The following is a 17,658-nucleotide window of genomic DNA, read 5'->3' on the forward strand; positions in this document are numbered from 1 at the left end:
CGGCCCCGCCGCTCGTGGGGCCGGATCAGGCCGCTTCGGATTGCGCGTCGGCGTTCAGCAGGTCGACATAAGCGACCGCGACGAGGTCCTCCTGCGCGACGCCGAGCTTCGCGAACACGTCATGCGCCTCGGCCTCGCCGCCGGCTTCGTCGTCGTCCGGGCCGAGCACGACCTCCAGCTCGATGAAATCGCCGAGGCCGTCGACGCGGTCGAGGTGAATGCGCGTACGGCCCGCGAGGTACACGTGCCGCTCCTTCGTCACGATCCCGCGCGTGGTCAGCGCGGTGGCGAGCAGCGCATGCATCGCGTCGGGGTTTGTCACCGGGCTGCGCGTGTAGTACGACGCTTTCGGGCCGTCGCGGTCGTCGCGCTGATAGAAGATCAGCTCGGCCGGCGTGCCGTCCTCGAAGCGGCGCAGCTTCAGCCGGCCGCGCGGTACGTCGTAGAAGAAATCCTGCTGACGGTAGAAGAGCGGCGCTTCGGTCGCGAGCTTCGCCGCCTGTTCGCGCAGCCGGTCGAATTCGCGGGCGTGGGCTTTGATCTCGATGTTGCGGGCCATGCGGGTCTCCTTCAATCGGGGTCTCGCGGTGTGCGAACGCACAATCTAGCAAAAAGCCTGGGTAGGTGGCGTGACGAGCGGGCGGCGAGCCGACTGCTGCGGAGGGTAGGGGCGCAATGCGGGGCTCGCAGGGATCAGCGCGCGCGCCGAAGCGATGCCAGTTTCGCCGACAGGCGGAACAGCAGGAAGGTGCGGCGGAGCGCTTGAACTTTCTCGTATTCCTGATTGATGAAGCGTCGGCCGGTTTGGCGTTCGTACCGGTATAACTCGTACAGGTAGGCCACTCTCGGCCCGATGGAGACGGCAGTGACGTAAGAAAATGTCAGCGTGTACAGCGATGTCACGATCAGAATCGCGCCGCTGCTTTCGCCGATGTAGGTATTCAGCGCAATCGGCAGGTTGACGGTCAAGGCGATGGTCGCCGGTGCGAGCCTGTTGGTGGGAACGGTCTTGCCGCAATTGGGATCGATCGTGAACGAACGGATATCAGCGAGGTATTCGTTATTTCTGAAACGGCGACCGGGATGGCGCTTGAGTTCGCGGAGCTTGAGGGCAAACGGAAACGCGAGCGAGGCCAGCACGGCCGCGTGATAGAGGAAGACGAAAAGTAGGTACGGCTTGGTGGATGCTGGTTTTTCGATGAATGACCACACGCTCAACATAGCGGTACCCATCAGAAGACCGAATACGGCAACGATATAGACTGTGAACGCCGCCAGAAAACGTACGGACAGCGTGGAGCGATACTTGATCTGGTATCCGGCAGCCATCCCTGCGACAAGAATCGCAAGCATGGGCCAGCTCATGATCTGGAACGCGATGCCGTTTGCCTTCGCGATGGCGTACAGGCAGAAGCCGACGATCATGACGCTGCAAGGGCCGAGGCAAAGCGGGGCATGGCAGAGAAGCGGCCGCGCGCGCTCGAGGTCGGGAAACATCATCAGTGCGCGCGCCGAAACGATGCCAATTTCGCCAACAAGCGGCACAGGAGGAAGGTGCGGCGGAGCGCCTGTACTTTCTCGTATTCCTGGTTGATGAAGCGTCGGCCGGTTTGGCGCTCATATCGGTACAACTCATACAGGTAGGCCAGTTTCGGCCCGATGAAGACGGCGGCGACGTAAGAAAATAACAGCGCGTACAGCGATGTCGCGATCAGAAGCGCGCTGCTGTTTTTGCCGATGTAGGTATTCAACGCAATCGGCAGGGTGACGGTCAGGGCGATGGTCGCTGGCGCGAGCCTGTTAGTGGGAACGGTCTTTCCGCAGTTGGGATCGATCGTGAACGTGCGGGTATCGGCGAGGTATTGGTTATTCCTGAAACGGCGATCGGGATGGCGCTTCAGTTCGCGGAGTTTGAGGGCAAACGGCAACGCGAGTGCGGTCAATATGGTTGCGTGATAAAGAAACACGAAAAGCAGGTACGGCATGCTGGACGCCGGTTTTTCGATGAGCGACCACGCACTCAACAAAGCGGTACCCATCAGGAGACCGAATCCGCCAACGATATAAATCATGATCGCCGCCAGCGAGCGTACGGACAGCGTGGAACGGTATTTGATGTGGTATCCGGCAGCCGGTCCCGCGACAAGGATCGCCAGCATAGGCCCACTTATAAGCTTGAACGCGATGCCGTTAGCTTTCGCGATGACGCTCAGGCAGAGGCCGACGAGTATGAAGTTGACGAGGCCGAGGTAAATCGGCGCATGGCGAAGAAGCGGGCGGGCGCGCTCGAGATCGGGAAACATCATGTCAGTTATCCAGCAGGCGTCGGGCTTGCGATTCTGCAAGGTCGGGGCCGATGGAGGCGTTCCAGAGCACTTGTATGCCGAATCCGACTCCGAACGAGAACAGAATGACCGGGAGCGCACTGGCGCCGGCCCAGAGGAGAATAGCGGACGTTGCCGTCGAAAAACCAAACCCGAGTAGATTCCCGCTTTGACTCCGCGCAGACGCGAGCATGAACGCACGACTGTCGAATCTCAACGCGCCCTGCGTATCCCGGCTGATACTCGCCGCCATGTCGAGTGCCAGACTCGGCGCAAACGTCAGAACACCGCTGCCGATCAGGCTGCCGGCGTACAGGTGCCTGAGTGGCGAAATCCTGGGCGTGAGCTGTTTGAGATCCGCCGCCTTGAGCGCGGCAGTCGTGGTTTGCGTGCGCGGATTGTGCTTCGCATGCGGCCCGAGCGCCGGCTGGACGCTCTGGATCGGCAGGTTGCGTATCCGCAGCTTCGGACGGGGTTTTCCCTTTCCCGTGGTGTTGGCGTCATAGAGCGTGACGGAATGGTTGATCTTCACGCTTGGTGCAGCGCGGCGGAGCAACGTCTGCGCGCCCGCGTCGATGTTGCGTTTCAGGGACAGCGCATGCGCAGCATGGGCCGCACCGAGCCCGGTGTTGAGGTTTCCGACGATGCTTCCCGGCCCCACCAGGTTGTTGCGGCCTTCTTCGTAAAGCCGGGCGAGCGTTCCTGGATCGCCGGTATGCCCGCTGTCCGCGACGTCATGCACCCAGTCGGACGCGGAACACTGGCCCGATGTGACGAGCGCGTGCAGAAGCTCGCTCGCAAGATGCGGATCGAGATCGAAATCGCCACTGAAGGAATCGTCGCCGATCAACCAGCCGTTGCGTTGATGCGTGCGAATGCTGGTATGGGGAGGCAGGTTTTCAGCGAGCGTGCGGCGATGGCGTCGCAACGCATCGCATACCGCGAAGCTTTGCGATCGCGCGTGATCGGCGAGCGGACCGGTCATGTCTGGATTTCCCGTGTTCGATAGACGAATCAACGAGATTACAAACGTCTTTCACTCGCTTCAATTGGACCGGAACGAAAGTTGAACCGCCGGTCGATCTATCCGCGCGATCTTTTCACCCGCCAGCCCGATCACGCACGATGAGCGCCGCTCATATCGCCCACTGCGCTTCGATCAGCCGCAGCGCGGCCGCGATCGCCGGCTCGTCGCGCCGCTCGGCGAGCGTCACGAACGTCAGTTCGGTGGGCACCGTCACGCGTTCGACGATCGTCAGCGCATGCGCGTGCGCCTCGGCCAGCGCGGTCGAATCGCGTGCGAGCGTCAACCCGATCCCCGATTTCACGAGGTCGAGCATCGACTGCTCCTGGTCGACCTCGGCCACCTTGACCGGCTGCGCGCCGGCCGCCGCGAACAGCCGCGACAGCAGCCGGTGGTGCGCGGACGCGGGCGGCGTCCAGATCCACGGCAGCGCGGCGAGCGCGCGCCAGTCGTGCGCGCGCTGCACGCGCTCCTTCCAGCCAGCCGGCGCGAGCACGCGGTACTGGAAATGCGTGAGCGTGACGGTGTGGAACAGCGCGTTGTCGCGCGGCGCGTCCTCGTCGGGCCGGCCGATGTAGTAGCCGACGTCGAGCGCCTGCGCGCGCACCTGTTCGAGCACCCAGCCCGACATCCCGTGCCGCAGCGCGGTCTCGATCTGCGGATGGGTCTCGACCAGCGCGCGCAGGAAGCCGCCGAGCCGCAGGAACGCCGGATCGAGGATCGTGCCGATCCGCAGCCGGCCGCGCACCTCGTGACGCAGCGCGGCAGCGGCGCGCTGCACGTCGGCGGCCGCGGCTAGCGCGCGTTCCGCATGCGGCAGCAGCGTCTGGCCGTCGCGGGTGAGCGCGAGCCCGCGCGACGTACGCGTGAACAGCACGACGCCCAGCGTTTCCTGCAGATGCTTGATTTGCAGGCTGACGGCCGGCTGTGTCAGATGCAGCTGTGCGGCGGCGCGCGTCAGGTTGCCTTCGCGCGCGACCGTCGCGAACGCGCGGAGCAGGGTGAGATCCATCGTCGTGATATGAGCGCGGCTTATAACGCAGTTCAGCATAACTCATTGGATCGGCGGACGGCGGCGGGAGTACGCTTCATCGGTCGCGTCGGCCCCGGCGCACTATGCCGAAAATGACGCGCGGGAACACAAGCGCGGCACACAAGAACGAAGGAGACAACACCGTGAGTACACCACGCACGCTCGAGGGCGAATTCGACTACGTGATCGTCGGCGCGGGCACCGCGGGCTGCGTGCTCGCGAACCGCCTGACCGAGGATCCCGACATCCGCGTGCTGCTGCTCGAAGCGGGCGGCAAGGATGACTATCACTGGATTCATATCCCGGTCGGCTATCTGTATTGCATCGGCAACCCGCGCACCGACTGGCTGTACAAGACCCAGCCCGAAGCGGCGCTCAACGGCCGTGCGCTGTCGTATCCGCGCGGCCGCGTGCTCGGCGGCTGCTCGTCGATCAACGGGATGATCTACATGCGCGGCCAGCGCGAGGACTACGACAACTGGGCGCAGGAAACCGGCGACGCCGGCTGGTCGTGGGACAGCGTGCTGCCGATCTTCAAGCGCAGCGAGGATCACCATGCGGGCGCGAGCGACGCGCACGGCGCGGGCGGCTACTGGCGCGTCGAGAAGCAGCGGCTGCGCTGGGAAATCCTCGAATCGTTCGCGCAGGCCGCGCAGCAGACGGGCATTCCCGCCACCGACGATTTCAACCGCGGCGACAATGCCGGGGTCGGCTACTTCGAGGTGAACCAGAAGCGCGGCGTGCGCTGGAATACGTCGAAGGCGTTCCTGCGGCCCGCGATGGCGCGCCCGAACCTGACCGTGATCACCGGCGCGCATGCGCAGCGCGTGATTTTCGACGGGCGGCGCGCGGTCGGCGTCGAATACCACGGCGGCGGCACCGATTACGTCGCGCGGGCGAGCGCGGAAGTGCTGCTGACGTCGGGCGCGGTGAATTCGCCGCAACTGCTCGAACTGTCGGGTATCGGCGACGGCCGGCGGCTGCAGGCGCTCGGCATCGACGTCGTGCACGATCTGCCGGGCGTCGGCGAAAACCTGCAGGATCACCTGCAATTGCGGATGGCGTTTCGGGTCGACGGCGTGCGTACGCTCAATACACTCTCCGCGCGCTGGTGGGGCAAGCTGATGATCGGCGCCGAATATGCGCTGCTGCAGCGCGGGCCGATGTCGATGGCGCCGTCGCAACTGGGCGCGTTCGCGAAATCGGATCCGGACGATCCCGCGCTCACGCGCCCCGATCTCCAGTACCACGTGCAGCCGCTGTCGCTCGAGCGCTTCGGCGAGCCGCTGCACGGGTTCAACGCCTTCACGGCGTCGGTGTGCCACTTGCGGCCGAGCTCGCGCGGCAGCGTGCACGTGACGATCGCCGATCCGCGCAGCGCACCGGCGATCGCGCCGAACTATCTGTCGACCGATCACGATCGGCACGTCGCCGCGAACGCGTTGCGCCTCACGCGCCGCATCGCGTCCGCGCCGGCGCTCGCGCGCTATCGCCCCGAGGAAATCCTGCCGGGCACGCAGTACCGGACCGAGGCCGAACTGGTCGATGCGGCCGGCGTCGTCGGCACGACGATCTTCCACCCGGTCGGCACGTGCCGGATGGGGCGCGCCGACGACGAGCGGGCGGTGGTCGACAGCCGGCTGCGCGTGCGCGGCATCGCCGGGCTGCGGATCGTCGATGCGTCGGTGATGCCGTTCATCACGTCGGGCAACACCAATTCGCCGACGCTGATGATCGCCGAGCGCGCGAGCGACATGATCCGCGCCGACCGCCGTGCGGCGCGCGAAACGACGTCGGTGCGAACCGAGGCCGCGGTGACGGCGGCATGAAGGCCCGCTGACATGCGCACGAGCGGGCGGTTGCGCGAACGCCCGCTGATTCGCGATGCGAAACAAGCTGCCGGTGCGCAAGATCCGTGCGAGCCGCGCGTCGTCGCGCGGCTTTTTTCGGCGCGTGCGTACCATGTCCTGCAGCAGCTCAACCGGTAATGATGCACGTGTCAAAAAAGCACGGTGAAATTCGCGCGCGGTCGCATCCGACAGGGTGGCCATCCCTATAAGTGCAAATCCCGATGATTGCACTGCACCAACGGCGCGACAATGTTGCGCAATGTGCATACGCGTCGGCGCGGGAGACCACCCTCGAGGCGTACCACGGCGCCCGGGGGCAGCCGGCTGATCCGCTGACCTGTTCGCGGCCGCTTGCGCCAGGCTTCCCGGTGCTTCGCCTGACTTCGTACGGAAGGGAACATGATTCTCGGCGACACGATTCTGGAAACACGCGGACTGACGAAGGAATTCAGGGGCTTCACCGCCGTGAACGGCGTCAACCTGCGTGTGCGGCGCGGTGCGATCCATGCACTGATCGGGCCGAACGGCGCGGGCAAGACCACCTGTTTCAACCTCCTCACCAAATTCCTGACGCCGACGGCCGGCCAGATCGTCTTCAACGGCATCGACATCACCGACGAGCGGCCCGCGCAGGTCGCGCGGCGCGGCATCATCCGCTCGTTCCAGATCTCGGCCGTGTTCCCGCACCTGACCGCGTTGCAGAACGTGCGCATCGGCCTGCAGCGCGCGCTCGGCACCGAATTCCATTTCTGGCGCAGCGAACGCACGCTGAAGCGGCTCGACGATCGCGCGATGGATCTGCTCACGCAGGTCGGCCTCACCGATTTCGCGCACGTGCCGACCGTCGAACTCGCGTACGGCCGCAAGCGCGCGCTCGAGATCGCGACGACGCTCGCGATGGAGCCCGAGCTGATGCTGCTCGACGAGCCCACGCAGGGCATGGGCCACGAGGACGTCGACCGCGTGACCGCGCTGATCAAGAAGGTCGCGAGCGGCCGCACGATCCTGATGGTCGAGCACAACATGAACGTGATCGCGGGGATCTCCGACACGATCACCGTCCTGCAACGCGGCGAGGTGCTGGCCGAAGGCTCGTATGCGGAAGTGTCGAAGAACCCGCTCGTCATCGAAGCCTACATGGGCAGCGCCGACGCGGCGCTCGCGGGGGCGCACGCATGAAGCACAGCGAACGGGAGGAACGCGAATTGAGCGGCGTCGAGAGCGGTACGCCTGCGCTGGAGATCACGGGCCTGGAGGCCTGGTACGGGGAATCCCACATCCTGCATGGCGTCGACCTGACCGTGCATCGCGGCGAGGTCGTCACGCTGCTCGGCCGCAACGGCGCGGGCCGTACGACGACGCTGCGCGCGATCATGGGCCTCACGGGCCGCCGCAGCGGGTCGATCAAGGTCGCCGGCCACGAGACGATCGGCCTCGCGACGCATCGCATCGCGCATTACGGCATCGGCTACTGCCCTGAGGAGCGCGGGATCTTCTCGAGCCTGTCGTGCGAGGAGAACCTGATGCTGCCGCCGCTGATCGGGCCGCGCGAGCATGCGATGTCGCTCGACGAGATCTACGCGATGTTCCCGAACCTCGCGTCGCGCCGGCAGAGCCAGGGCACGCGGCTGTCGGGCGGCGAGCAGCAGATGCTGGCGGTCGCGCGGATCCTGCGCACCGGCGCGAACCTGCTGCTGCTCGACGAGATTTCCGAAGGCCTCGCGCCGGTGATCGTGCAGGCGCTCGCGCGAATGATCGTTGCGCTGAAGGCGCGCGGCTACACGATCGTGATGGTCGAACAGAATTTCCGCTTCGCCGCGCCGCTCGCCGACCGCTTCTACGTGATGGAGCACGGCAGCATCGTCGAGCATTTCCGCGCAGCCGAACTGGAAAGCAAGATGCCGACCCTGCACGACCTGCTCGGTGTGTGACGCCCCCGTTTCCCTTGCCGCTGGCCGTGGCGGCCCTCGAACAACCACAACGCATCAGAACAACAGGAGACGTCAATGAAAATGAAGACCCTCGCACAGGCCTGTCTCGCGCTCGCGAGCGCCGCGTTCACCGCCGGCGCCGCCCACGCGGCGGATACCGTGAAGATCGGCTTCATCACCGACATGTCGGGGCTTTACGCGGATATCGACGGGCAGGGCGGTCTCGAGGCGATCCGCATGGCGGTCGCGGACTTCGGCGGCAAGGTGCTCGGCGAGCCGATCGAGGTCGTCTATGCCGATCACCAGAACAAGGCCGACATCGCCGCGTCGAAGGCGCGCGAATGGATGGACCGCGGCGGGCTCGACCTGCTGGTCGGCGGCACGAACTCGGCCACCGCGCTGTCGATGAACCAGGTCGCGGCCGAGAAGAAGAAGGTCTACATCAACATCGGCGCGGGCGCCGACACGCTGACCAACGAGCAGTGCACGCCGTACACGGTCCACTACGCGTACGACACGATGGCGCTCGCGAAAGGCACCGGCTCGGCGGTGGTGAAGCAGGGCGGCAAGACGTGGTTCTTCCTGACGGCCGACTACGCGTTCGGCAAGGCGCTCGAGAAGAACACGTCGGACGTCGTGAAGGCGAACGGCGGCCAGGTGCTCGGCGCGGTGCGCCACCCGCTGTCCGCGTCGGATTTCTCGTCGTTCCTGCTGCAGGCGCAATCGTCGAAGGCGCAGATCCTCGGCCTCGCGAACGCGGGCGGCGACACGATCAACTCGATCAAGGCCGCGAAGGAATTCGGCATCATGAAGACGATGAAGCTCGCCGCGCTGCTGATGTTCATCGACGACGTGCACAGCCTCGGCCTCGAAACGACGCAGGGCCTCGTGCTGACCGACAGCTGGTACTGGAACCGCGACGCGGCATCGCGCCAGTGGGCGCAGCGCTACTTCGGCAAGATGAAGAAGATGCCGTCGAGCCTGCAGGCGGCCGACTATTCGTCGGTGACGACCTACCTGAAGGCCGTGCAGGCCGCCGGCACGACCGATTCCGACAAGGTGATGGCCGAGCTGAAGAAGATCAAGATCAGCGACTTCTACGCGAAGGGCTACATCCGCCAGGACGGCAGCATGATCCACGACATGTACCTGATGGAAGTGAAGAAGCCGTCGGAATCGAAGGAGCCGTGGGACTACTACAAGGTGCTCGCGACGATTCCGGGCGAACAGGCGTTCGGCACCAAGCAGGAGACGCGCTGCGCGTTGTGGAAGTAGGCATCGCGTAGCGGCGCGCACGGGCGCGTCGCACGGTGGCGGCTGCGGCGACGTGCCCGCTGCGCCGCCCGCATGCGCGCTGCATGAAAGTTGCGTACGCAACGAAACTCATTCTGACGGCTAAGTCGATGGAAATCTTTGGCATTCCGTTGCCGGCGATGCTGAGCCAGTTGCTGCTCGGGCTCGTCAACGGCTCGTTCTACGCGATCCTGAGCCTCGGGCTCGCGGTGATCTTCGGGCTGCTCAACGTGATCAACTTCGCGCACGGCGCGCTGTTCATGCTGGGCGCGATGCTCGCGTGGATGGGCCTGTCGTATCTCGCGCTGCCGTACTGGGCGATGCTCGTGCTGGCGCCGCTGATCGTCGGCGTGTTCGGGATCGCGATCGAGCGCTCGATGCTGCGCTGGCTGTACAAGCTCGATCACCTGTACGGGCTGCTGCTCACGTTCGGGCTCACGCTGGTCGTCGAAGGCGTGTTCCGGTCGATCTACGGATCGTCGGGTCAGCCGTACGACGTGCCGTCGCAGCTGTCCGGCGCGACCAATCTCGGCTTCATGTTCCTGCCGAACTATCGCGCGTGGGTGGTCGTCGCGTCGCTCGCGGTGTGCCTCGCGACGTGGTTCGTGATCGAGAAGACGCGGCTCGGCGCGTACTTGCGCGCGGGCACCGAGAACCCGAAGCTCGTCGAGGCGTTCGGCGTGAACGTGCCGATGATGATCACGCTCACCTACGGCTTCGGCGTCGCGCTCGCGGCGTTCGCGGGCGTGCTGGCCGCGCCGGTGATCCAGGTGTCGCCGCTGATGGGCCAGCCGATGATCATCACCGTGTTCGCGGTGGTCGTGATCGGCGGGATGGGCTCGATCCTCGGCTCGATCGTCACGGGCCTGCTGCTCGGCGTGATCGAGGGCTTCACGCGCGTGTTCTATCCCGAAGCATCGGCCACCGTCGTGTTCGTGATCATGGCGATCGTGCTGCTGTTCCGCCCGGCGGGCCTCTTCGGCAAGGAAAAATGATGCAGAGAAAAGTGCTCTACGGCGTGCTGCTCGCCGCGCTGCTCGCCGCGCCGTTCATCGGCGCGTATCCCGTGTTCGTGATGAAGGTGCTCGCGTTCGCGCTGTTCGCGGCCGCGTTCAACCTGCTGATCGGCTATACGGGGCTGCTGTCGTTCGGCCATGCGATGTTTCTCGCGACAGCCGGCTATGCGACCGGCTATTCGATGCAGACGCTCGGTTTCACGCCGGAGCTCGGCGTGCTGGTCGGCACCGTCGCCGCGACGCTGCTCGGGCTCGTCGTCGGGCTGTTCGCGATCCGCCGGCAGGGCATCTACTTCGCGATGATCACGCTCGCGTTCGCGCAGATGGTCTACTTCATCTATCTGCAGGCGCCGTTCACGCACGGCGAGGACGGCCTGCAGGGCGTGCCGCGCGGCCGCCTGTTCGGGCTGCTCGACCTGTCGAACGACGTCGCGCTGTACTACGTCGTGCTGGCGGTGGTCGTGGCCGCATGCGCGTTCATCGTGCGGGTCGTCCATTCGCCGTTCGGCCAGGTGCTCGTCGCCATCAAGGAGAACGAAGCGCGTGCGATCTCGCTCGGCTACGACACCGACCGCTTCAAGCTGCTCGCGTTCATCCTGTCGGCCGCGCTCGCGGGGCTGGCCGGTTCGCTGAAGGTGCTGGTGCTCGGCTTCGAGACGCTGTCGGACGCGTACTGGACGATGTCGGGCCTCGTCGTGCTGATGACGCTCGTCGGCGGGATGGGCACGCTGTTCGGGCCGCTGCTCGGCGCCGCGCTGATCGTCGCGCTGGAAGACCGGCTCGGCGACATCGGCGAATGGCTCGCGTCGACGACGGGCGTCGCGTGGTTCCATTCGCTCGGCGAATCGGCGACGATCGTCACCGGACTGATCTTCATCGCATGCGTGCTCGCGTTCCGGCGCGGCATCGTCGGCGAGATGGTCGCGCGGATCAAGCCGCTCAGGGCGACGTCGTGAGCATGCCGTGCGCGTCGCCGCGCGTTGATGCGCAGCACCATCCGGCCCGCCCGGGAAGGGCGGCGCGGCGGCTGGGGCCTGCACCGCGCGGCCCGCTGGTGCCCCATTTTCGTGCGGCGATGCACCATAGGGGTAAATGCTAAGTTGTCGTGGTGCTTAAGCCTCTTTAAGATTCAACCTAGTTCTGATGCACCGCGAAACGAATTTGCAGGTGGAGAACGAGGAGACAATCGAGGCACAAAGTGCCCGGACCCTAAAGCGCTGTTGGACGGAATCCAACAGCGCTTTTTCATTTGCGTGCACGGATTCCATCGATGGTGCATCGGCCGGCGTGACGGCCGCTTCCCGCGTTTGCGTTCGCACCGCGTCTTTTCCGCGCTTCGCCGCATTCCCCGTTTTTTCCGTTTCCCGCGATCCGTTCGCCGACGATGCGCAATCCTGCACAGGCGCTTCGGGCTTACCCGGTTGGCGTGCGCGAAAGGCGTCCGTTACACTCGGCTTTCGCCGACCGTGCGGTCGGGAAAATCGGTCGGCAGTTCTCCTACAAGCACAATGCAGAACAGGGAGTACGGTTGGATGAGCAGCGCAGCACGGTGGATCGGGGCAGCAGAGGCGGCGGGCGCCGTTCGTTCATCATCGGGTGCGCGACGGGGCATCGCGGCATTTCCGAGCCGCTCCGCGGCCTGTATGCGCGTCCCGGCGCCCGTGCGGGTCGTTGCACTCGCATCCGTCTCTGCATTCGCATTCGCATGAGCGGCCGGCTTCCCGATGTTGTATCGCTCGCCGCGCGTGCCGACCATCGATGCGCGCGCAACCAGCTTCCGCACGCTTTCTCATTTCTTCGCCTTCTTCATCCTGACGACACCGCTGCTGCGCATCGTGACGGTCGAACGGCCGTTTCGATCGGCATGCGGCGCATGGGTGCGGCGTTTCGCGGGAAAACGAGCATGGGCGCGGATGGGCGAGATAATTAAGATATTAACTTGTTTGGGGACCGGGAGCCGCCCGAGCAACCGTGGTTTTTTCGAGCAGCGTTTGGAGACAACGTAAATGAAGATGAATCGATGGATGGAGGCCCTGCTTGCCGCGGGCCTCGTGTGTGCGGCGGCCACGGCGTCGGCGCAGGTGAAGATCGGCGTGACGCTGTCGGCCACCGGCCCGGCCGCCTCGCTCGGGATTCCGGAAAAGAACACGATCGCGCTGCTGCCGAAGGAAATCGCGGGCAAGAGCGTGCAGTACATCGTGCTCGACGACGCGTCCGACACGAGCCGCGCGGTGCAGAACGTGCGCAAGCTGATCGACGAGGATCACGTCGACGCGATCATCGGTTCGTCGGTCACGCCGAACTCGCTCGCGATGCTCGACCCCGTGTCGCAGGGCAAGACGCCGACGATCTCGCTCGCGGCGAGCGCGCAGATCATCGCGCCGATGGACGCGAAGCGCGCGTGGATGTTCAAGGTGCCGCAGAACGACCAGCTGATGGCCGACGCGATCGCCGGCTACATGGCGAAGCACGGCGTGAAGACGGTCGGCTTCATCGGTTTCGCCGATGCGTACGGCGACAGCTGGTACAAGACGTTCGACGCGGCAGCCGCGAAGAACGGGCTGAAGCTCGTGTCGAACGAGCGCTACAACCGGACCGACGCGTCGGTGATGGGGCAGGTGCTGAAGCTGCTGGGCGCGAACCCGGATGCGGTGCTGATTGCCGGCTCCGGCACGCCGGCGGCGCTGCCGGCCAAGACGCTGAAGGAGCGCGGCTACAAGGGCAAGGTGTACCAGACGCACGGCGTCGCGAACAACGATTTCCTGCGCGTGTGCGGCAAGGATTGCGAAGGCGAGATCCTGCCGGCCGGCCCCGTGCTCGTAACCGACCAGCTGCCCGATTCGAATCCGGTGAAGAAGCCGGCGCTCGGCTACAAGGCCGCGTACGAGAAGGCGTACGGCGCGGGTTCGCTGTCGACGTTCGGCGGCCATGCATGGGACGCGGGCCTGCTGCTGCAGCGGGCGATTCCGGAAGCGCTGAAGAAGGGCCAGCCGGGCACCGAGGCGTTCCGCGAAGCGCTGCGCGCATCGATCGAAAGCGTGAAGGATCTGCCCGTCTCGCACGGCGTGATCAACATGACGGCGACCGATCACAATGGCTTCGACACGCGTGCGCGCGTGATGGTGCAGATCGTCGACGGCAAGTGGAAGCTGCAGGCCGAGTAAGCATCACGTGAAACCGGCATGCGCGGCGCGAACGGCGCCGCGCATGCCGTCGGCAGGGTGACGCGCATGACGGCTCGCACCCGTGCCGCCTGGAACCCCGGGGCCCGCCGCGTGGCGCGCGACGTGCCGATCGTGTCGCGCGCGCCCCGGCCGTTTCCGCCTTTCGTTTCTCCGCAGCATTCTCTCGATACACGAAACGTATGGATCTCTCGATTGCGGCGATCCTCGCGCAAGACGGCATCACGACCGGCGCCATTTATGCATTGTTGTCGCTGGCGCTCGTGCTGGTATTTTCCGTCACGCGGGTGATCTTCATTCCCCAGGGCGAATTCGTCGCCTACGGTGCGCTGACGCTGGCCGCGTTGCAGGCGCAGAAATTCCCCGCCACCTGCTGGCTGCTGCTCGTGATGGGCATCGCATGCTTCCTGCTCGAGGCCGGCGGCCTGATCCGGCATCGCGAACGCCGCCATCAGCTCGGCCGCACGCTCGCGACGCTCGGCAGCCGCTACGTGCTGCTGCCGCTGGCGGTGTTCGCGATCACGCGCAGCTTTGCCGCGCAGCCGATGCCGATGCTCGCGCAGATCGCGCTGACGCTCGCGATCGTCGTGCCGATGGGGCCGTTCGTCTACCGGCTCGTGTACCAGCCGATCGCCGAAGGCACGACGCTGCTGCTGCTGATCGTGTCGGTGGCCGTCCATTTCGCGATGGTCGGCCTCGGCCTCGTGATGTTCGGCGCGGAAGGCTCGCGCACCAACGGGTTCTCGGACGCGTCGCTCGCGATCGGCAGCCTGACGGTGTCGGTGCAGAGCATCCTGGTCGTCGTCACGGCGCTCGTGCTGATCGGCGCGCTCTACGTGTACTTCGGCCGCACGATCGCCGGCAAGGCGCTGCGCGCGACGTCGGTGAACCGGCTCGGTGCGCGGCTCGTCGGCATCGGCACCACCGAAGCCGGGCGGCTCGCATTCACGTTCGCGGCGGGGCTCGGCGTGCTGTCCGGGATCCTCGTCGGCCCACTGACGACGATCTACTACGACTCGGGCTTCCTGATCGGCCTGAAGGGCTTCGTCGGCGCGATCATCGGCGGGCTCGTCAGCTATCCGCTCGCGGCCGCCGGCTCGCTGCTCGTCGGCGTGCTCGAATCGTATTCGTCGTTCTGGGCGAGCGCGTACAAGGAGGTGATCGTGTTCACGCTGATCATTCCGGTGCTGCTGTGGCGCAGCTTCGTGACGCCGCATGCGGAAGAGGAAGAGGAGTGACGCGATGAAGACGATGGTACGCAACAAGGCCTTCTGGCTGTTTCTCGTGGTGCTGTTCGCGCTGCCGGTGCTGCCCGGCGCGCTGCAGGTGCCCGAGTACTGGATCACGCTGCTGAACTACATCGGCCTCTATGCGATCGTCGCGATCGGGCTCGTGCTGCTGACGGGCGTCGGCGGGATGACGAGCTTCGGGCAGGCCGCGTTCGTCGGGATCGGCGCGTATGCGACCGCGTTCCTGACGACGCGGTACGGCGTGTCGCCGTGGCTCGCGCTGATCGTCGGCGTGGTGCTGACGGCGCTCGTGGCGCTCGTGCTCGGTGCCGTGACGATGCGGCTGTCCGGGCACTTCCTGCCGCTCGGCACGATCGCGTGGGGGCTCGCGCTGTTCTACCTGTTCGGCAACCTCGAAGTGCTCGGCAAATACGACGGGATCAACGGGATTCCAGCGCTGAACCTGTTCGGCATCGTGCTCGAAAGCGGGCGCAGCCTGTATTTCCTGATCTGGGCCGTGGTGCTGGCCGCGATCGTGTCGGTGCAGAACCTGCTCAACAGCCGGCCCGGCCGCGCGATCCGCGCGCTGCGCGGCGGCGGCGTGATGGCCGAGGCGATGGGCGTGAATACCGCGTGGATGCGTGTCGTGATTTTCGTCTACGCGGCCGTGCTCGCGGCCGTGTCCGGTTTCCTGTATGCGCACCTGCAGCGCGCGGTGAACCCGACGCCGTTCGGCCTGAACCACGGGATCGAATTCCTGTTCATGGCCGTGGTCGGCGGTGTGTCGCACGTGTGGGGCGCGGTGCTCGGCGCGGCGATCCTGACCGTGCTGCAGGATTATTTGCAGACGCTGCTGCCGAAGCTGCTCGGCTCGGAAGGCAACTTCGAGATCATCGTGTTCGGCGTGCTGATGGTGCTGCTGCTGCAGTACGCGCGCCAGGGCGTATGGCCGTTCGTCGCGAGACTGTTCCCACGCGGGCCGCGCGCGCACGTGCCGGCGCAGGCCGACCCGCTGCCGCAGCGCGCCAAGCCGGTGGCCGGCGAGCCGCTGCTCGTGGTCGACAACGCACGCAAGCAGTTCGGCGGGCTCGTGGCCGTCAACGACGTCAGTTTCGACGTGAAAGCGGGGCAGATCATCGGGCTGATCGGCCCGAACGGCGCGGGCAAGTCGACCACGTTCAACCTCGTGACCGGCGTGCTGAAGCCGACCGGCGGCGCGATCACGTTCCGCGGCGAGCGTATCGACGGGCTGACGTCGCGTCAGATCGTCCGCCGCGGCATCGGTCGCACGTTCCAGCATGTGAAGCTGCTGCCGGCGATGACGGTGCTCGAGAACGTCGCGATCGGTGCCCATCTGCGGGGTCATACGGGCGTGTGGCGCAGCATTGCTCGGCTCAATGCGCATGAGGAAGCGCAGTTGCTGGCCGAAGCCGCGCGCCAGATCCGCCGCGTCGGGCTCGAGAAGCACATGTACGACGAAGCGGGCAGCCTCGCGCTCGGCCAGCAGCGGATTCTCGAAATCGCGCGTGCGCTGTGCTGCGATCCGACGCTGCTGCTACTCGACGAGCCGGCCGCGGGCCTGCGTTACCAGGAGAAGCAGCAACTCGCCGACCTGCTGCGGCGGCTGAAGGCCGAGGGCATGAGCGTGTTGCTCGTGGAACATGACATGGATTTCGTGATGAACCTCACCGACCGGCTGGTGGTGATGGAATTCGGCACGCGGATCGCGGAAGGGCTGCCGCAGGATGTGCAGCAGGACCCGGCCGTGCTCGAAGCGTATCTGGGCGGGGTGGAGTGATGACGGACACGACGATGCCGATTCTCGAAGTACGCGGGCTGGCGGTGCGGTACGGGAAGGTGGAAGCGCTGCACGGTGCGGCAATCAAGGTCGGGGCGGGGCAGATCGTCAGCGTGATCGGCCCGAACGGTGCCGGCAAATCGACGCTGCTGAACGCGATCATGGGGGCACTGCCGGTCACGGGGCACGCGTCGGGCGCGGTCGTATATCGCGGCAACGATGTTGGCGCCTTGCCGGTCGAGCAGCGCGTCGCGCGCGGGATGTGCCTCGTACCGGAAAAGCGTGAGCTGTTCAGCACGATGACGGTCGAGGACAACCTCGTGCTCGGCGCGTACCGGCGCAAGCAGGCGGGGGAAGCGAACTTCCTCGATCAGCTCGACCACGTGTTCGCGCTATTCCCGCGGCTGAAGGAGCGCCGCAGGCAGGCGGCCGGCACGCTGTCCGGCGGCGAGCGGCAGATGCTGGCGGTCGGTCGTGCGCTGATGGGCAAGCCCGACCTGCTGATGCTCGACGAACCGAGCCTCGGGTTGGCGCCGCTGATCGTGAAGGAGATCTTTCATATCATCAGCGCGTTGCGCGGCACCGGCGTGGCGACGCTACTGATCGAGCAGAACGCACGGGCGGCGTTGCAGATCTCCGACTACGGCTATGTGCTGGAGACGGGCGAGTTCGCGTTGGAAGGGGCGGCTGCCGAGCTTGCGCAGAATCCGCGGGTGATCGAGACTTATCTCGGGTTGACGAAGAAGACGGCTTGATTGCTGATGCGGTGGGGGAAACGGGCGGCGTGTTTCACGTGAAACACGCCGTTTTTGTTTGTGAGGTCGGCCTGGGTGTCGATGCATCGGTCGTTCGGGGGTGTGAGGGATAAGTCCCGAGGTAACCGAGAGAAATACTGTGTGCTCGCCACGGACGCGGATCAGACGAACCGGCGGACTTCTGCACATGCACGACAACGTGTGTCGAACCACGCGTCACACC

The 17,658-nt window shown here is 65.7% G+C and carries 16 protein-coding genes; 11 read left to right on the top strand and 5 right to left on the bottom strand.

From position 1 onward, the window contains the following. Nucleotides 1-25: 25 nt before the first annotated feature. From C5F75_RS00320 to C5F75_RS00340, 5 genes are all read right to left on the bottom strand, one after another. The gene (locus tag C5F75_RS00320; RefSeq protein WP_059580462.1) at nt 26-559 is read right to left on the bottom strand and encodes a class IV adenylate cyclase; all 534 of its coding nucleotides are present in this window, start codon (nt 557-559) and stop codon (nt 26-28) included. 134 nt (nt 560-693) lie between these two features. Beyond that, nucleotides 694-1,500, bottom strand: coding sequence for a hypothetical protein (locus tag C5F75_RS00325; RefSeq protein ID WP_059580465.1), 807 nt, complete (start codon nt 1,498-1,500; stop codon nt 694-696). Beyond that, the gene (locus C5F75_RS00330) at nt 1,500-2,306 is read right to left on the bottom strand and encodes a hypothetical protein (RefSeq protein WP_059580467.1); all 807 of its coding nucleotides are present in this window, start codon (nt 2,304-2,306) and stop codon (nt 1,500-1,502) included. Before C5F75_RS00330 ends, C5F75_RS00325 begins: the two co-directional genes overlap by 1 nt. Nucleotide 2,307: 1 nt before the next feature. Then, nucleotides 2,308-3,309, bottom strand: a complete 1,002-nt coding sequence (locus C5F75_RS00335) for a hypothetical protein (protein ID WP_059580468.1) — start codon at nt 3,307-3,309, stop codon at nt 2,308-2,310. A gap of 151 nt (nt 3,310-3,460) precedes the next feature. Next, nucleotides 3,461-4,360: a LysR family transcriptional regulator gene (locus C5F75_RS00340; RefSeq protein WP_059580472.1), complete on the bottom strand. Its 900-nt coding sequence runs from the start codon at nt 4,358-4,360 to the stop codon at nt 3,461-3,463. Nucleotides 4,361-4,524: 164 nt separating this feature from the next. Here C5F75_RS00340 and C5F75_RS00345 point away from each other — a divergent pair, with 164 nt between their 5' ends. From C5F75_RS00345 to C5F75_RS00395, 11 genes are all read left to right on the top strand, one after another. Then, nucleotides 4,525-6,210, top strand: coding sequence for a GMC family oxidoreductase (locus tag C5F75_RS00345; protein WP_104011782.1), 1,686 nt, complete (start codon nt 4,525-4,527; stop codon nt 6,208-6,210). Between the two features lie 420 nt (nt 6,211-6,630). Continuing rightward, nucleotides 6,631-7,410, top strand: a complete 780-nt coding sequence (locus C5F75_RS00350) for an ABC transporter ATP-binding protein (RefSeq protein ID WP_006477266.1) — start codon at nt 6,631-6,633, stop codon at nt 7,408-7,410. Next, nucleotides 7,407-8,162, top strand: coding sequence for an ABC transporter ATP-binding protein (locus C5F75_RS00355; protein ID WP_059580474.1), 756 nt, complete (start codon nt 7,407-7,409; stop codon nt 8,160-8,162). The genes C5F75_RS00350 and C5F75_RS00355 overlap by 4 nt, the downstream gene beginning before the upstream one ends. 75 nt (nt 8,163-8,237) lie before the next feature. Then, a complete protein-coding gene (locus C5F75_RS00360; protein WP_104011764.1) occupies nt 8,238-9,437 on the top strand; it encodes an ABC transporter substrate-binding protein in 1,200 nt (399 codons plus the stop codon). A 128-nt stretch (nt 9,438-9,565) separates the two neighbouring features. Next, nucleotides 9,566-10,450, top strand: a complete 885-nt coding sequence (locus C5F75_RS00365; protein ID WP_059580692.1) for a branched-chain amino acid ABC transporter permease — start codon at nt 9,566-9,568, stop codon at nt 10,448-10,450. Continuing rightward, nucleotides 10,450-11,427 (top strand): branched-chain amino acid ABC transporter permease, encoded by a 978-nt coding sequence (locus tag C5F75_RS00370; protein ID WP_059580695.1) that lies wholly within the window; start codon nt 10,450-10,452, stop codon nt 11,425-11,427. The genes C5F75_RS00365 and C5F75_RS00370 overlap by 1 nt, the downstream gene beginning before the upstream one ends. Before the next feature lie 768 nt (nt 11,428-12,195). Beyond that, nucleotides 12,196-12,477 carry a hypothetical protein gene (locus tag C5F75_RS36095; RefSeq protein ID WP_059580478.1) on the top strand — a complete coding sequence of 94 codons (282 nt, stop codon included), beginning with the start codon at nt 12,196-12,198 and terminating at the stop codon, nt 12,475-12,477. After that, the gene (locus C5F75_RS00380) at nt 12,478-13,635 is read left to right on the top strand and encodes an ABC transporter substrate-binding protein (protein ID WP_059580480.1); all 1,158 of its coding nucleotides are present in this window, start codon (nt 12,478-12,480) and stop codon (nt 13,633-13,635) included. A 200-nt stretch (nt 13,636-13,835) separates the two neighbouring features. Continuing rightward, nucleotides 13,836-14,891, top strand: a complete 1,056-nt coding sequence (locus C5F75_RS00385) for a branched-chain amino acid ABC transporter permease (protein ID WP_059580483.1) — start codon at nt 13,836-13,838, stop codon at nt 14,889-14,891. Nucleotides 14,892-14,895: 4 nt separating this feature from the next. Next, nucleotides 14,896-16,680, top strand: coding sequence for a branched-chain amino acid ABC transporter ATP-binding protein/permease (locus tag C5F75_RS00390; protein WP_059580486.1), 1,785 nt, complete (start codon nt 14,896-14,898; stop codon nt 16,678-16,680). Further along, nucleotides 16,680-17,435 (top strand): ABC transporter ATP-binding protein, encoded by a 756-nt coding sequence (locus C5F75_RS00395; protein ID WP_059580489.1) that lies wholly within the window; start codon nt 16,680-16,682, stop codon nt 17,433-17,435. Before C5F75_RS00390 ends, C5F75_RS00395 begins: the two co-directional genes overlap by 1 nt. Nucleotides 17,436-17,658: the final 223 nt, after the last annotated feature.

It is taken from the genome of Burkholderia anthinoferrum (assembly GCF_002925705.1).
GTDB classification, from domain to species: Bacteria; Pseudomonadota; Gammaproteobacteria; order Burkholderiales; family Burkholderiaceae; genus Burkholderia; species Burkholderia semiarida.

Excerpts from the sequence above, each read along its gene's own strand:
- C5F75_RS00320 (WP_059580462.1), bottom strand. The coding sequence starts at position 559 with ATGGCCCGCAACATCGAGATCAAAGCCCACGCCCGCGAATTCGACCGG.
- C5F75_RS00325 (WP_059580465.1), bottom strand. The coding sequence starts at position 1,500 with ATGATGTTTCCCGACCTCGAGCGCGCGCGGCCGCTTCTCTGCCATGCC.
- C5F75_RS00330 (WP_059580467.1), bottom strand. The coding sequence starts at position 2,306 with ATGATGTTTCCCGATCTCGAGCGCGCCCGCCCGCTTCTTCGCCATGCG.
- C5F75_RS00335 (WP_059580468.1), bottom strand. The coding sequence starts at position 3,309 with ATGACCGGTCCGCTCGCCGATCACGCGCGATCGCAAAGCTTCGCGGTA.
- C5F75_RS00340 (WP_059580472.1), bottom strand. The coding sequence starts at position 4,360 with ATGGATCTCACCCTGCTCCGCGCGTTCGCGACGGTCGCGCGCGAAGGC.
- C5F75_RS00350 (WP_006477266.1), top strand. The coding sequence starts at position 6,631 with ATGATTCTCGGCGACACGATTCTGGAAACACGCGGACTGACGAAGGAA.
- C5F75_RS00355 (WP_059580474.1), top strand. The coding sequence starts at position 7,407 with ATGAAGCACAGCGAACGGGAGGAACGCGAATTGAGCGGCGTCGAGAGC.
- C5F75_RS00360 (WP_104011764.1), top strand. The coding sequence starts at position 8,238 with ATGAAAATGAAGACCCTCGCACAGGCCTGTCTCGCGCTCGCGAGCGCC.
- C5F75_RS00365 (WP_059580692.1), top strand. The coding sequence starts at position 9,566 with ATGGAAATCTTTGGCATTCCGTTGCCGGCGATGCTGAGCCAGTTGCTG.
- C5F75_RS00370 (WP_059580695.1), top strand. The coding sequence starts at position 10,450 with ATGCAGAGAAAAGTGCTCTACGGCGTGCTGCTCGCCGCGCTGCTCGCC.
- C5F75_RS36095 (WP_059580478.1), top strand. The coding sequence starts at position 12,196 with ATGTTGTATCGCTCGCCGCGCGTGCCGACCATCGATGCGCGCGCAACC.
- C5F75_RS00380 (WP_059580480.1), top strand. The coding sequence starts at position 12,478 with ATGAAGATGAATCGATGGATGGAGGCCCTGCTTGCCGCGGGCCTCGTG.
- C5F75_RS00385 (WP_059580483.1), top strand. The coding sequence starts at position 13,836 with ATGGATCTCTCGATTGCGGCGATCCTCGCGCAAGACGGCATCACGACC.
- C5F75_RS00390 (WP_059580486.1), top strand. The coding sequence starts at position 14,896 with ATGAAGACGATGGTACGCAACAAGGCCTTCTGGCTGTTTCTCGTGGTG.
- C5F75_RS00395 (WP_059580489.1), top strand. The coding sequence starts at position 16,680 with ATGACGGACACGACGATGCCGATTCTCGAAGTACGCGGGCTGGCGGTG.